Here is a 14,342-nt window from a genome sequence, read left to right as displayed (position 1 = left end):
AGTCATTATATTGTCACATCAAAACACCAGTTCCATGCCCAGCTTGTCTTTCAAATCCCAAAGGGCAGGATTTTTATTGGCCAGAAATTCAAATTTTTCCTGTGCAGTGTATGGTCGTCTTTCTACCTGAGATTCAACAATTTCGGCCGATATCTGAATAGTGTGGTTTTGTAGTTGCTTCCGCAGATACTCTGCCAGATCTTGCCTGATACCCGTCAGCAAATCCATTTGTACCTGATTATCCAGCCTGAGTTTCAGCATAGTGCCATTCAGATCAAAATCACGTTTCAGCATCACTTCCAGCGTTGATTTATCCTGCGCATCTGCGAAATTATGCAACTCGCGTCTCAACTGCTCAATGCTGAACTCTTTGGTTTGTTTTACATTTCCTGTAACGGGTTCATTAACCTGACTAGCCTTATCGTTCGATGCAGGCCCTGAGATATCAATATTGGTAGATTTAAGCGAAGAAGGCACAAAACTAGGCCGTGCCGTTGCCGCAGGGGTTTGTTTTATCTGAGGTCTTACTTCCTGTACCGGAGCAGATACATTTGTGACAGTTGGTGCCGCACCGGCTGGTTTACTGGTTAAAATCGGCTCAGCAGGTGGTTGCGGAGCGGCAGTCTGGCTTACATTAGTGTTTTTTTTTTCGTCTGATGTGCCCGCTGGAAGGTCACTCATATTCAAAACATTCTGAATCTGCGAGAGCTTCATCAGCCCGATCTCCACATGTAGGCGTTGGTTTTTAGCCGATTTGTAGTTAAGATCAAGGTGGCTGCCTACACTCAGTGAAGATAAAATATATCCTAAGGGCAATTTGTCCGCCTGCTCGAGATACCTTCTTTGCGTTGACTCTGCTACTTGCAGCAGTTTCACGGTCTGTGGGTCTTTACTCACCATCAGGTTTCTGAAATGCTCGTTCAGTCCTACTACAAACTGGTGTCCGTCAAAACCTTTCTCCAACACTTCATTATAAAGTAATAAAGCTCCTGACACATTGCCGCTGTAGAGGTAATCGGTCATTCTGAAATAATAATCGTAGTCCAGAATATGCAGGTTGTCGAGCACCGAACTATACGTCAGTTCATTACCCGAAGCAAAAGTCACGTTCAGGTCAAACATCGACAACGCATCACGCAAGCCACCGTCTGCTTTCTGGGCTATCAGTTCTAACGCCTGATAATCGGCCTTGATGCCTTCTTTCTGCGCCACATTGGCCAAGTGATCGGCCATGTCTTTTATCTGTATCCGGTTAAAATCAAAAATCTGACATCGGCTCAGAATCGTCGGAAGAATCTTGTGTTTTTCTGTAGTGGCCAGAATAAAAATGGCATAACCGGGAGGTTCTTCTAATGTTTTCAGAAAAGCGTTAAAGGCCGCCTGCGAAAGCATGTGCACCTCATCTATGATATAAACCTTGTATTTACCGTATTGCGGAGGAAACCTCACCTGATCGGTCAGGTTTCTGATGTCTTCTACCGAGTTGTTTGATGCCGCATCGAGTTCATGGATATTGAACGATGCATTATTATTGAAGCTCTTGCACGATTCGCACTCGTTGCAGGGCGAAATATCCTCAGTCAGGTTCTGGCAGTTGATAGTTTTAGCTAAAATTCTGGCACAGGTTGTCTTCCCTACCCCACGTGGCCCACAAAACAGAAATGCCTGCGCTAAATGATTAGTTCTGATGGCATTCTGGAGGGTAGTGGTAATATGCGATTGCCCTACTACGGCATCAAAGGTGATAGGACGATACTTGCGTGCTGAAACTACAAACTTTTCCATGCTGCAAGTTACTAAAAAAAACAAATGAACGGCTAAAAACGCCATGCCGATTCGCACGAATTATTTAGCTTTGCAGTGTTAATTTAAGTTTCAGCCATTAGTATGTTTAATAAGCTATCCATCTGCGCGTTTAACCACGTGGCGCTACAGGTAAGTGATATAGAACGCAGCGCCAGCTTTTATGTCAACGTTCTTGATTTACAGGAAATACCCACTCCTGCATTCGACTACCCCGTGAGGTGGTTCAATCTGGGAGCCAATCGTGAGCTGCATTTAATAGGGAGAATAGAAGAAGGTACCTCTACGGGTATCAGAGGGAATCATTTTGCGCTGGAAGTAACCGATATTTTACAAGCCGAAAAACACTTGCAGGCCATGGGCGTTAACTATATGCCCATCAAACTCCGCCCAGATGGCGCCAGACAACTATTCCTCACCGACCCGGACGGCCATTATATTGAACTGTGTGAGTTTTAATTTACCTATTCCAGAATTACGTAGAGCCGCATTGCAATGCGGCTACAGGGGATTATCAAAACAATCTGAATTTCTACTATTAACCACTAAGACGCAATGCATTGCGTCTCTACCAAGACAACAACCAAATTCTGATTCACTCATTCACCATTCGCTCATTCATAATTAATCAGCTCAAAATCGGCTTTATCACTTTCCCAGCCACATCCGTAAGCCTGAATGGCCTGCCCTGAAAAGAATACGTCAGTTTCTCATGGTCAAAGCCCATCAGATGCAGAATAGTTGCCTGCAAGTCGTGCACATGCGTGCGGTCTTTAACTCCATAATATCCTAACGGGTCGGTTTCACCTAAACTCATGCCCTTTTTAAGGCCACCTCCTGCCATAAATACAGTGAAAGCATCCAGATGATGGTCGCGTCCTTTAAATGGCAAAGTCTGTCCGTCGCGGTTTTCCTGCATCGGGGTTCTGCCAAATTCCCCACCCCATACAACCAGGGTTTCATCGAGAAGTCCTCGCATTTTCAAATCTTTTATCAAACCGGTTACCGCTCTGTCGGTTATCTGGCACAAGTCTTTGAATCCACCGTCGAGCGACAAACGCTGGTCGGTGCCGTGGGCATCCCATCCCCAATGGAAAAGCTGCACAAAGCGCACGCCGTTTTCAACCAGTCTTCTGGCCAGCAAGCAGTTATTGGCAAAAGAAGCATCACCAACTTCGGCACCATACATATTCCGTATCCACTCCGGTTCTTTGCTGATGTCCATCACCTCGGGCACCGACATCTGCATTCTGAACGCCATTTCGTATTGCGAAATACGGGTCAGTATCTCCGGGTCCTGTACTTCTTCATATTGCTGCCTGTTAATCTCATTAATGGCTTCGATGGTCTGCTTCCGGATATCGCGGCTCATGCCGTGTGGGTCAGACACATATAACACTGGGTCGGCCCCGGTGCGGCATTGCACACCCTGATAAATAGACGGCAAAAAGCCATTACCCCACACACTCTTGCCTGCATCGGGGCTTCGCCCGCCTGATGCCAGCACAATAAAGCCCGGTAGATTCTGATTTTCTGTACCTAAACCATACATAGCCCATGAGCCGAGACTAGGCCGACCCAAACGCGGGCTGCCTGTGTGCATCAGCAACTGCGCCGGAGCATGGTTAAACTGGTCGGTATACATGGCTTTCAGGAACGTCAAATCATCGGCCACATCGGGCAGGTATGGCATGAAGTCTGATATATAAGCTCCCGACTGCCCATGCTGGCTGAAGTTTCCGATGGAACCCAGCATTTTAGGTACGCCTCTTATAAACGCAAATTTCTTACCCTCCAGAAACTCCTGCGGACAATCCTTGCCGTCATATTTAATCAGTTCGGGTTTGTAGTCAAATAATTCCAGTTGTGAAGGTGCCCCGGCCATATGAATATAGATGACTCTTTTCGCTTTAGGAGCAAAGTGTGGAGTTTTCGGAAGCATAGGATCTGCCATTGCCTGGTTTTCAGGCTTGCCCGAAAAACATCCTCCCATCATTGAACCCAATGCGGCAGCTCCTAAACCTGTAGTACAGGTCTGCAAAAAATGCCGGCGAGTCTGATACTGGTTTTCAGCGTGCAGAAACTCTTTTATTAATTTTTCCATAAGGGCTTGAATAGAATCTCTACAAATATAACAGGCAATTGTCAATTCCATTTCAAAAACTAATTAAAATCTATCCCATTGCAGGTACTCAGATATGGATACCGTTTTAGGCAATTAATCTGAATCTTTCGTATTTTTGTAGCATGAAATACGAATTACAGAAAACAGATAGCGGTTCGAAAGCCAGAGCCGGAAAAATAACCACCGATCACGGCGAAATCCTTACGCCGATTTTCATGCCGGTGGGTACGGCCGGAACCGTAAAAGCTGTGCATCAACGAGAACTGGAAAACGATATTCAGGCACAGATAATATTGGGAAATACTTACCATTTGTACCTGCGCCCGGGGCTTGATATTCTGGAACGTGCCGGAGGTCTACATAAATTTAACGGGTGGAGCCACCCCATTCTGACCGACTCGGGTGGGTATCAGGTGTTTTCGCTGAAAGACATCCGGAAAATATCAGAAGAGGGCGTGAAGTTCCAGTCACATATTGATGGCTCAAGACATTTGTTTACACCCGAAAGTGTAATGGATATTCAGCGGGTAATAGGTGCAGATATCATCATGGCTTTTGATGAGTGCGCCCCCTACCCATGCGACTACAGCTATGCAAAGAAGTCGATGGAAATGACCCATCGCTGGCTGCAACGCTGCTGCGACCGCTTCGATGCCACCGAAGGCTTGTACGGTTACACACAAAGCCTGTTCCCTATTGTGCAGGGCAGTGTCTATAAAGATTTGCGCATCCAGTCGGCTGAATTCATTGCCAATCAGAATCGCGAGGGCAATGCCATAGGCGGATTGGCCGTAGGTGAACCGGCAGAGAAAATGTATGAAACCATAGACTACGTAAACGATATTCTGCCGAAAGACAAACCTCGCTACCTGATGGGTGTGGGTACACCTGAGAATATACTCGAAAGTATTGCATTAGGCATTGATATGTTTGACTGTGTGATGCCTACCCGCAATGCCCGCAACGGCATGTTGTTTACCACACAGGGTATCATTAACATCAGAAACGAAAAGTGGAAAGACGATTACAGCCCTATTGACGAAACCCTCGGCGGTTATGCCAGCACGTTTTACAGCAAAGCCTATTTGCGACACCTCGTAAAATGTGATGAAATTCTGGCTGCGCAGATAGCCAGCGTACATAATCTTACTTTTTACCTATGGCTGGTTGGACAGGCACGCGAACATATTCTGGCCGGTGATTTTACCGAATGGAAAAAAGTAATGGTCAAAAAAGTAATGGAGCGTTTGTAACGCGATTTTCAAATTGTCGGAGGTTGTCTCAAAAAGAAAAGTTGCAAAATATTATTTGGTACCAGAGCAACCCCACTCTCTAAATCTCTCTCCCCAACAGTGGGGAGAGAGACTTCAAGTCCTTCCCCACTGTTGGGGAAGGTTTGGGATGGGGTTTTTGCCAAAGACTATTTGGTTCAAAATCTTTTTGAGACAGCCTCCATCCTTTTTTAGAGCAGGTTATATTTGAGAAGGAGAAAAACCTTTTATCTTCCTGAACACCATCGAAAAATGTGATAATTCATTAAAGCCCAGCATGAAATAAATGTCTGATGCCCTCATGTGCTTCTCTTTTATCAGTTGCTCGGCATAATCTACTTTTTTCTGTAACAGCCATTGGTGCGGTGTAGTATCGAAAATACTGCTGAAATCTCTTTTAAACGCCGACAGGCTTCTGCCTGTTAATCGGGCAAGTTCTGTGACCGAATAATTATTGATGGCTATGTGTATCATAAACTCATACAAATCAATCTTAACCGGCTTGCTGTTTTCAGCTAAAAAATGGAGAAAACCCTTGTTATGTTCTCCTAGCCCTGCGAGTGCCTCAAAAGTTTTTTGTTTGATTATCCCCTTATCAATCTGCGATTGCTTAAAAAGCAAAAGCAGCGACTCGCAGAAACTTTGAAGCGGCTCATGTCTGCCTAAGTTAAAAATACTACCGGTTAAGAAATCATTGTCTCCTCCCTGCGGTTTTTCCTGACTAAGAAATTCTGATATAAAATCAGGAAATAAATAGAATATAATCGATTTAAAGTCCTTCCCGTCCGCATCTTTAAACTTACGGATGTCCAGCTTACTGTGTTGTTTTATAAATACGACTTCGTGCTTGCCGACCAGAACTTCTTCTTCACCTATATACAAGGCGGCTCGCCCGGACTCTACGTAATACAAAGAGTTGGCGGCAAAATAGACATCCTTAAACAGCTCGTCTTTACAAACCTGCGTAAAGGCCAGTTTGATACTCCCAACATCCAAATGCCGGTACTCTGATATAGACTCTCTGATGAGCATCGTTTCGGTCATACAAAATTGCTATTGTTGAACCAAAAATAGCTTTAATTGAAGGCTTTGCCCAAAGTTTGTTAAATATTTTAATAGGCTTTATGGAATACTGCCCGGCTTTGCATCCAATAGAAAAAGAACAAATATTATGAAGAAAATCATCTTGCTCTGTTTCGCCACCCAATGGCTATGGGCACAATCAGGCACTATCCCATCAAAAGTAGAAAATGTGACCATTTTTCTTAATGGTGCGCAGGTTACCCGTTCGGCAAAAGTATCTGTGCCAACAGGTAAAACCGAATTGCTGTTTAAGGGCATTTCTCCGCAAATCAATGCGAAAAGTATTCAGGTAAAAAGCGAGGGTAAGTTCACTATTTTATCGGTTTCGCATAAGGTTGGCAATCTGCTCGACAAACCTCTGCAAGATGAAATCGGAGCCATAGAGGCGCAGAAAAAACAGATAGCCTATAAAATAACGGTCGAGAAAAACAACCTGCTGGTTTATAAGCGTGAAGAAGAAATGCTGTTCAAAAATCAGGTAGTCGGCGGTACTCAGTCGGGTATGAAAACGGCCGACTTGAAAGAAAGCATTGAATTCCACCGTCAGCGTATGGCAGAAGTACTCAACAAAAAGCTCGAATTCGAGACCAGAATCGAAAAACTGGAAGACGAAATAAAAAAACTGAATCAACAACTGACGGAAGTCAATGCCCGAAAAGATATGCAAATATCAGAGATTGTGGTGACTGTCTTGGCAAAAGAACCAGTCGGCAACGCTTCCGTTTCACTTGCTTACTTTGTAAGAAATGCAGGCTGGTCTCCTACTTATGATTTCAGAATAGACAAACTCAGCCAACCCATTCACATGGCCTATAAAGCCAATGTGTATCAGTATTCCGGCGAAGACTGGAAAGACGTAAAGCTGAGTCTTTCAACCGCCAATCCTTTCAAAAGCGGGCAAGCGCCTGTCTTACAAAAATGGACTGTAGGTCAAAAAAATGATTATAGCGATTATTACAACCAGGTAGATGAAGCAGATAACCAAAACATAAACGCCAACCAGTCGGAGGTTCATGGGAAAGTAACCGCACGGGGCGATAAACTAGCGGTTATTGGTGCCATGGTCAACCTGAAGGGAACAAATCTGAGTACTGTAACCGATATTAACGGCAATTATCGACTTACCATCCCTCCCACTTACTACGGCAAAAATGCTATTTTAACTTTTTCGGCCATCGGCTATAATAGCGTAGAAAAGCCGATATTATCTAACATGCTGGATGTGGTGATGAGCGAGTCAGTGGCTATGCTACAAGAAGTAGTCGTAACGGGTTATGGTATTGCAGACAGAGCTTCCGGCGTGAGTATTTCCAACAATTATGATTCCCAAAAAAGAACTATTCCGTTAGATATTGTAGAAAGAGAGGCACCTACGAGCCAGTCGTTTGATATCCTGATACCATATACTATTCTCTCTGACGGTAAGGTAAACACTGTCGAAATCAAGGAAGAGAGTATTCCTGCCGTTTTCCGGCACTTCTGCGTTCCGAAAATAGATACCGATGTGTTTCTGCATGCCCATATCATCGACTGGGAAAAATACAAACTGCTACCCGGTGAGGCAAGTTTGTTTATTGAGAACACCTACGTGGGCAAGTCGAACCTTAATTTATTCAATAAAGACACTCTGAGCCTATCGTTCGGAAGAGATAAAAGCGTAATCGTAAGCCGCACTCAGGTGAAAAGTTATCAGAAAAAACAACTGATTGGTAATAACAAAACAGAGCAGTTTGCCTATGAAATTGTTGCCCGTAATACCAAAAACGAAGCCATAACCCTGCAGATTGAAGACCAGTTTCCGGTTTCAAACACCCGCGATGTGAGCATTGAAGAAAAAGAAGCGACGGAAGCAGAAATCAATCAGGAAACAGGAAAAATAAAATGGCTGATTCAACTACCCCCTGCTCGGGAATACAAGGTTGGCATGAAATACACAGTTAAATCACCCAAGTCAGGATGGATACTGACGGAGTAGAGGTTAATTTTTGACTAAAACGGGCTGTTTCAAAAAGATTTTGAACCGAATAATCTTTGGCAAAAACCCCATCCCAACCCTTCCCCAACAGTGGGAAAGGGCTTAAAGTCTCTCTCCTCATTGTAGGGGCGACCGTCGCGCGGAGAGAGATTAGAGAGTGGGGTTTTCTTGGTACCAAATAATATTTTGCAACTTCTCTCTTTGAGACGGCCTATTTAAAGAATAGCAATACTGTATATAATAGCATTAATACGCCAAGAGGCTGCCTTTCGGGCAGCCTCTTGGCGTATATGCAGTATCTCTTACTTCGTCAACTCAGTGGCTAGCACCATGCGTATTTTTAGTTTGGCACCGAGCGACATGGCGTCTACCAGATCTTGTACTGTCAGCGAGCTTTCGGCTCTCAGTACTACGGTCGGCTCTTGCATGTTGGCGGTGGCTGCAATCAGGCGCTCTTCCAGTTGCGGAAAAGGCACAGGCGTGCTGTTGATATAATACACCTTGTCTTTGGTAATGGTGAGCGAAATAGGCTGCTTGCTCACATCATGCGATGATTTCGACGACTTCGGCAAAAGCAACTTGATTACGTTCGGATTACCCAGCGTTGATATAATCAGGAAGAACAATAGCAGGAAAAACATGATGTCGTTCAGCGATGCTGTTGATACTTCGGCTTCAAATCTTCTTTGACGTTTTAATTTCATGTTAATAAACAGATTGATGCTGAAAAATTATCTGACAGGCTCATTAAGCGTATCGAGCAAATCCATCACGGTTGCCTGCAGGTGAATACTGAATTTATCAATCATCATGTTGATACCATGGTACCCCGCATAAGCAATTACCCCTACTACGAGACCCGTGAAAGACGAAATCATTTTTTCGTACAAACCGTTGGCAATAATTTCGATAGTAAAGTTTCCGGTAGCGGCAATGTCATAAAAAATACGGATGATACCCGAAATAGTACCGATAAAACCCAGAATAGGCGCTACCCCGGCAACAAGCCCAAGGAAGCCCATATTTTTTTCCATTTTAGAGATTTCCAGATTCCCCTGAATCTCCATGGCACTTTCAATATCTTTAACAGGCCGACCGATACGGGTGATGCCCTTTTCCAATATACGTGAAATCGGCAGGTTCGTGCTTTTGCAAAGCGTGGTAGCCGTGCGCAGGTCACCACGTAGCACATTATCTTTTAAGGTGCGCAGAAAACCGAAATCAATGTTCGATGCCGCCTTGATAAACAGGTAGCGTTCCACAATGAAATAGATAGCCAGAAAAAGCAAAAATAATAGCGGATAAACGACAATTCCTCCCTTTAATAAGAGGCTTAAGTAATTAATTGATTCGGCATTTGCTGCAGTTGAGGTAGAGTCTGGAACTTGAAGCAAAATAGGTTGTAGCATGAGGCAAAGATTATAGGTTTTCGATATAAACTTTAAGAAAGCTGTATTTAGTATGCAAGTTAGCGCTTTTTTTAGACTTAAGCGGAAGATTCTTCTGATTGTCGAGATTTGTAAGGCTTAAATCCAATTTTTGAAGCAGTGGGCGAGCGCCTCATTATATCGGTAAATATCTGGTGGCTAATAGTTTCCTATCCGCGTTCAAGAAAAGCGAGGCAGGGCAATGAACAACTCCATTGCAGATGAATATTCAGCCGGATCAGACCCCGTTAAAGCCTATCTGGTAGGTGCATATTTCTCAGCGCTGTCCCAGTGTTCGGCTATTTTGCCGTTTTCAATTCTGAACATATCAAACCACGTGGTGGTATACTTTTTGGTTTTGTCTGTCGGGTCTGGTAGTTCTCTTACAAAACTAATCATAACCAGATCGCCCTCTGCGATAATAGCCACCACCTGCGCCTTAATAGCATCGGCAATAGGCTCCGGCTTTTTGAATTTAGAGAAGAATTCCACCACGGCTTTTCTGCCTGTGGCCGCGTTCGGATTGTGCTGCATGTAGTCTTCGGCAAAGTATTTCTCGGCTACTTCCATGTGGCCGCCTTCCAGAAATTCCCGCCACATATCATACACCAGTTTTTTGTTTTGTGCCAGTTTTTTATCGCTGCTTTTCAATAACTCGGCTTGTGGTGCCAATGGTTTTACAGGCAATTGCGCCAATAGCTGATTGGATACAAGCAAAAATGCGATTGCTAACGCACTAGCATAAACACACTTAGGTAAGGCCAGTTTTTTCATGGAAGTTTTTTTAAGAGAAGAAGAAATCGGGCTTAAATTACGAAATAATAGCGTATTAATATCAAAATTTGGCTGATTATTTAATGAACCCTTCGGGTTTAAATAGTATATTTGTAAATGTAGCACTCTAAACCTTATACACTCGCCAACCATGCATTTCACCAATCTGGTACCCAATATTTTCTATGTTGACATCAACGATGGCCTCATTACGTTTGTTGATTGTCTGGAGTTCAGCATTGTGCATGATGAACTCAAATCGGCACGACCGTTTTGTGTGCTTTCTAAAGGTAATTTAACAATCAATCTTTTTCAGGATACCGGACTAGCTAAAGAACACAATCCGGAATTCAGACTGGTGACTGACAACATAGAAGAGGTATACGCCAAAGTATCGGCATCACACCCACATTTGCTGCATCCTAACCTGAGCAAAATCACTCTACGCCCCTGGGGTGCCAGAGAGTTTGCTTTGACGGATACGCAATTGGGCATTGTTGTGCAACAGTGGGGAAAGTAATTGTGTTTTAACGTTTGTGTGTTGGGAACGCTTATCATAGCGACTGGCAATTCCATTGCGGATAAACATTCAGCCGAGCGGGGGTAATCTATTTGTTTCCTGAGTAAAAAACTCGAGTATCATCTGCGACACAACATCCTGATCTGGTGAATCAGGGAAAACCCACTCTATGGGTACCATCTCTAAATGACGCCTGCTTTTGTTGGTTTGGATAAGCAGTTTGCCGTTTCCGGGTCTCTTTATGACAATCTTATCCGTCCATCCATTGCTGCTGCGATGAAGCACAACCGACAACTCCTTTAGTTCATCTATCACAAAACCGGCATTCAAAAGATTTGCCATTAATTTTGAGTATCTAACCGACACGTGCGCGTCATCCACAGGCTCTCTTTCAGCCGAGGGTTTTATAGCTGCTGGTGATTTGGCTTTTGACCTGAAATGTAAAATGAGCATCCAGAAAAAAACTGCCATAGCGAGAGTAAAAACTATAGTCATATACATGTGAGTTTAGTTTTTACATGATATCCCAGGCCCATATAATACAAAACCACAAAATGACACAGCTAATAATACCCTTCCATGTGCCGGAACTACGCAACGAAAATATAAATTCATTCAGGAACCTAAACGCCACAATCACGACGAATATGGCGACAGCAATCTTAATGTAATGCATAGTTGTTTGTGTTTGGGCACAAAAAAAACGGGCAGCAGTAGCTATCCGTTACGCAGGCACTTCCGATGCCCAAACACAAAATAGACCACGCCACCCGTGTGGGGTTTGCGTCTATCCTTGCGTTTGTAAAATTTCGGAAGTTTTGCGTAACAAGATATGACTATCAATCAATATGTACTACTCGCTCTATTTATGCAAATTGTTGTTGTTTTTTAAATTTCACCACCAAAGTATCAAAAACACAATCAAAATGCAAAAAAAGAAGTCGTTTCTGGAAAAATAAAAAAGTGAAGCTTAAACAAAAAGCATCTCTACGTGGCTGATTATTTAATCAGTCAGTGTATTGGATGTTCTTTGAAGAGTGGTTTGCTGGTTGTGTTTTGAGAAAGGTTGGTATAGCCACTGAATTAACATTCAGTCGAACGGGGAATGCTCGGTGCAGTGACTAAATGGATAATTAACTGAATGGATTTCTTATTTGTCAGTCAGAATATTTGATTAATAATTCGTCTTCAAATCCAAAAAGTGTCAAAGCTTGCTTAATTCTTTCAAATTTACCAACGTTGTCAATATTTGCTTCTATAAAGTATGAATCACTTATAGGAATAGGTTGTCTTAATCCATCCTCATTAGGATTCTTTGTTAAACTAATACGATTGCCAATTTCAGAGGTAAAAAATGTCTCTGGCTGTAAATCAAATAGCTGTTGAAAAACTTCAATATACAGCTTAGCAACTTGTGTTATTTCAAGTTTTTGGTTGAAGAATATAGCATATTCGAGTTTTTTATACTTGGGGTCATCTGCGTCAAAAATATTTACTTCATCATTTACAGTCCCTAATTCAATTTCAATATCAGGTATTTCCCAAATTTTAAGAAATCTTTCAATAATTATATTTGCTCTATTTTCGATTTCTCCCCTGTCCCATTTCGTTTTCTCCTTTAATACTCTATTTAACCAAAGACGACTATAAACATATCCTTGTTCTTTCCCATCACTATTCATTATTTTCTTTTCTGCGAATGACTTATTACCCAGTTTACCATTATTACCTGAAAGAGTAAGATTTCCAATTGTATTAAGATAATTTTCTTTAATAAAATTATACTCTTCTGTTCCCAAATCAATTTTCCATTTAGGGTCTGGATTTTGAGGAAAGATATGCTCAATTGTAATGTCTAAATTACCATCAATTATTACAGGTTCAGTATTCTGAAAATTTTCAAGCCTTTCAAGTAAATAAATTCTGTTCTTTGGCTTAATATTATAAATGTCTTTCTCTTTTAGAGCATTGATGGTCTCAGTATTACGAGGGAATCTCTGTATTCCTGACCTTTGCAACAATGACTTTTGAATTGACATTAAATAGTTCTCTTGTTCAATCTTGTCATATAATCCCATAAATATTTTATTAAGTGCATTTGTTGGGAGAGCAAGAATAAACCGTCTAAAAGTAAAAGACTGGATAAGTGATAGAATAGTTATAAATGTGTATTTATCGATGACATCATTAGAAAAATCTTCATAAACTTTCATTAAGAAAGGGAATGCTACATTTATTTCTAGTCGATTAATAAATTCCAATTGTATTCTTATGTCTTTATTTATTTCATTTTTTGGATTTAAAAGCTTATTATAGTATTTAACTAAGGATTTTAATTCTGAAAGAACAAGTTCTAAGTCATCTATGGTTGTAGTTGGATATTTTACTTTGAAAGTTGAGTAAACGTCTCCCTTGTTTGGAATTTCTTTATTTTTGAGTGTTAAATAATCTCTAATAAATTCTGATACTCTTGTTCTATTTAAGGTTTCATCTTTTGCGTTCTTTTCAATTACTTCCCAATAACTTTTATAGACTCTATCCTGATTTGTCCTTGATAGTCCCATCAAAATGTAATTTCTTATTAAATCAGCTTGTGATAATTCTAAACCCGTTGAATTAAGACTTTCAAAAATTCTTTGTGGATTATCCTTTTGTCTATCCAATGCAATATCTACAAAAATTAGTTTTGATAATCCACGTTGAACAATTTCAAAATTATCTGCCACTATAATGGATCTAAAATAATTGAAATTTTCAATTATTTTAGAATACCCTCTGAATTCTTCACCATCAGTTGAATTTAATATATACTTTAGTGCTTCTTTATTGTTTTCTGTTGGTTTAAGTTTTAGTTTTTCTGCTTCAGAAGCAAACTCATTAATCAAATAAGTCTTATGTATTCTGTTTACTAGTAATTGATTATCAAGTTGCTTAGCAAGCTGATAAAGTGCCACGTAAATCAAAGTTATTGTCGTTAATCTTTGTTGCCCATCTATAATAGTTAACTCCGTTAATCCAGACGCTGTGTAAACATCATCGTGCACGTAAACGATACTCCCTATAAAGTGAGCATTAGCCTTTTCGTTTTTTCCTGCTTCAATAATGTCATGAATTAGTTGCTTGCACTGAAAAAGTGTCCAATCATAATTTCTTTGATAAACAGGGATTGCAAATGTCGTCTCATTTGTCGCTAAAAATTTATCCACTTTGGTTTCGTTTGCTTTCATATTTTATTTCCGTCTATTTTACGTTAAGTCCAACACTTATGATTTGCATAAAATATGCATGTTTCAACTTTTCTCAAAATATAGTAAATATATTCTTAAACAAAGTTCATTCATACAACATATATTTTACGGAACTT

12 protein-coding genes are annotated in these 14,342 nt (G+C 41.4%); 4 read left to right on the top strand and 8 right to left on the bottom strand.

The genetic code is table 11. The features are described 5' to 3' along the window. Nucleotides 1-18: 18 nt before the first annotated feature. Nucleotides 19-1,785, bottom strand: a complete 1,767-nt coding sequence (locus AC1RRY_RS16670) for a DNA polymerase III subunit gamma/tau (RefSeq protein ID WP_492822541.1) — start codon at nucleotides 1,783-1,785, stop codon at nucleotides 19-21. Nucleotides 1,786-1,887: 102 nt separating this feature from the next. Here AC1RRY_RS16670 and AC1RRY_RS16665 point away from each other — a divergent pair, with 102 nt between their 5' ends. Next, nucleotides 1,888-2,262 (top strand): VOC family protein, encoded by a 375-nt coding sequence (locus tag AC1RRY_RS16665; protein ID WP_492822543.1) that lies wholly within the window; start codon nucleotides 1,888-1,890, stop codon nucleotides 2,260-2,262. Nucleotides 2,263-2,431: 169 nt separating this feature from the next. Here the strand turns inward: AC1RRY_RS16665 and AC1RRY_RS16660 are convergent, their stop codons facing one another. After that, on the bottom strand, nucleotides 2,432-3,907 hold the full coding sequence (locus tag AC1RRY_RS16660) for a DUF1501 domain-containing protein (protein WP_492822545.1): 1,476 nt from the start codon (nucleotides 3,905-3,907) through the stop codon (nucleotides 2,432-2,434). A 143-nt stretch (nucleotides 3,908-4,050) separates the two neighbouring features. On the opposite strand from AC1RRY_RS16660, the gene tgt reads away from it, so the two are divergent. After that, nucleotides 4,051-5,181: a tRNA guanosine(34) transglycosylase Tgt gene (gene tgt, locus AC1RRY_RS16655; protein ID WP_492822547.1), complete on the top strand. Its 1,131-nt coding sequence runs from the start codon at nucleotides 4,051-4,053 to the stop codon at nucleotides 5,179-5,181. A gap of 219 nt (nucleotides 5,182-5,400) precedes the next feature. Here tgt and AC1RRY_RS16650 read toward each other — a convergent pair whose 3' ends face one another. Beyond that, nucleotides 5,401-6,243: a helix-turn-helix domain-containing protein gene (locus tag AC1RRY_RS16650; RefSeq protein ID WP_492822550.1), complete on the bottom strand. Its 843-nt coding sequence runs from the start codon at nucleotides 6,241-6,243 to the stop codon at nucleotides 5,401-5,403. 127 nt (nucleotides 6,244-6,370) lie between these two features. Between AC1RRY_RS16650 and AC1RRY_RS16645 the strand changes: the two genes are divergently transcribed. Next, complete coding sequence (locus AC1RRY_RS16645; protein ID WP_492822552.1) at nucleotides 6,371-8,257, top strand: DUF4139 domain-containing protein; 1,887 nt, start codon at nucleotides 6,371-6,373, stop codon at nucleotides 8,255-8,257. 302 nt (nucleotides 8,258-8,559) lie between these two features. On the opposite strand, the gene AC1RRY_RS16640 is transcribed toward AC1RRY_RS16645, so the two are convergent. The 3 genes from AC1RRY_RS16640 to AC1RRY_RS16630 form a co-directional block, all read right to left on the bottom strand. Further along, a complete protein-coding gene (locus AC1RRY_RS16640; RefSeq protein ID WP_492822554.1) occupies nucleotides 8,560-8,961 on the bottom strand; it encodes an ExbD/TolR family protein in 402 nt (133 codons plus the stop codon). 27 nt (nucleotides 8,962-8,988) lie between these two features. After that, nucleotides 8,989-9,666 (bottom strand): MotA/TolQ/ExbB proton channel family protein, encoded by a 678-nt coding sequence (locus AC1RRY_RS16635; RefSeq protein ID WP_492822556.1) that lies wholly within the window; start codon nucleotides 9,664-9,666, stop codon nucleotides 8,989-8,991. 273 nt (nucleotides 9,667-9,939) lie between these two features. After that, nucleotides 9,940-10,458, bottom strand: a complete 519-nt coding sequence (locus AC1RRY_RS16630; RefSeq protein WP_492822559.1) for a nuclear transport factor 2 family protein — start codon at nucleotides 10,456-10,458, stop codon at nucleotides 9,940-9,942. Nucleotides 10,459-10,609: 151 nt separating this feature from the next. Between AC1RRY_RS16630 and AC1RRY_RS16625 the strand changes: the two genes are divergently transcribed. Beyond that, nucleotides 10,610-10,978, top strand: coding sequence for a VOC family protein (locus AC1RRY_RS16625; protein ID WP_492822561.1), 369 nt, complete (start codon nucleotides 10,610-10,612; stop codon nucleotides 10,976-10,978). 69 nt (nucleotides 10,979-11,047) lie between these two features. Here AC1RRY_RS16625 and AC1RRY_RS16620 read toward each other — a convergent pair whose 3' ends face one another. Then, nucleotides 11,048-11,473, bottom strand: a complete 426-nt coding sequence (locus AC1RRY_RS16620) for a hypothetical protein (RefSeq protein ID WP_492822563.1) — start codon at nucleotides 11,471-11,473, stop codon at nucleotides 11,048-11,050. A gap of 662 nt (nucleotides 11,474-12,135) precedes the next feature. Beyond that, nucleotides 12,136-14,205, bottom strand: coding sequence for a DUF262 domain-containing protein (locus AC1RRY_RS16615; protein WP_492822565.1), 2,070 nt, complete (start codon nucleotides 14,203-14,205; stop codon nucleotides 12,136-12,138). Nucleotides 14,206-14,342: the final 137 nt, after the last annotated feature.

The sequence above is a fragment of the Emticicia sp. GW821-FHT11C11 genome, from assembly GCF_058808615.1.
This window is presented reverse-complemented; position numbering and strand designations above follow the sequence as displayed.

What these genes read in the sequence shown, in the direction of transcription:
- AC1RRY_RS16670 (WP_492822541.1), bottom strand. Translation starts at nt 1,785, where the DNA reads ATGGAAAAGTTTGTAGTTTCAGCACGCAAGTATCGTCCTATCACCTTT.
- AC1RRY_RS16665 (WP_492822543.1), top strand. Translation starts at nt 1,888, where the DNA reads ATGTTTAATAAGCTATCCATCTGCGCGTTTAACCACGTGGCGCTACAG.
- AC1RRY_RS16660 (WP_492822545.1), bottom strand. Translation starts at nt 3,907, where the DNA reads ATGGAAAAATTAATAAAAGAGTTTCTGCACGCTGAAAACCAGTATCAG.
- tgt (WP_492822547.1), top strand. Translation starts at nt 4,051, where the DNA reads ATGAAATACGAATTACAGAAAACAGATAGCGGTTCGAAAGCCAGAGCC.
- AC1RRY_RS16650 (WP_492822550.1), bottom strand. Translation starts at nt 6,243, where the DNA reads ATGACCGAAACGATGCTCATCAGAGAGTCTATATCAGAGTACCGGCAT.
- AC1RRY_RS16645 (WP_492822552.1), top strand. Translation starts at nt 6,371, where the DNA reads ATGAAGAAAATCATCTTGCTCTGTTTCGCCACCCAATGGCTATGGGCA.
- AC1RRY_RS16640 (WP_492822554.1), bottom strand. Translation starts at nt 8,961, where the DNA reads ATGAAATTAAAACGTCAAAGAAGATTTGAAGCCGAAGTATCAACAGCA.
- AC1RRY_RS16635 (WP_492822556.1), bottom strand. Translation starts at nt 9,666, where the DNA reads ATGCTACAACCTATTTTGCTTCAAGTTCCAGACTCTACCTCAACTGCA.
- AC1RRY_RS16630 (WP_492822559.1), bottom strand. Translation starts at nt 10,458, where the DNA reads ATGAAAAAACTGGCCTTACCTAAGTGTGTTTATGCTAGTGCGTTAGCA.
- AC1RRY_RS16625 (WP_492822561.1), top strand. Translation starts at nt 10,610, where the DNA reads ATGCATTTCACCAATCTGGTACCCAATATTTTCTATGTTGACATCAAC.
- AC1RRY_RS16620 (WP_492822563.1), bottom strand. Translation starts at nt 11,473, where the DNA reads ATGACTATAGTTTTTACTCTCGCTATGGCAGTTTTTTTCTGGATGCTC.
- AC1RRY_RS16615 (WP_492822565.1), bottom strand. Translation starts at nt 14,205, where the DNA reads ATGAAAGCAAACGAAACCAAAGTGGATAAATTTTTAGCGACAAATGAG.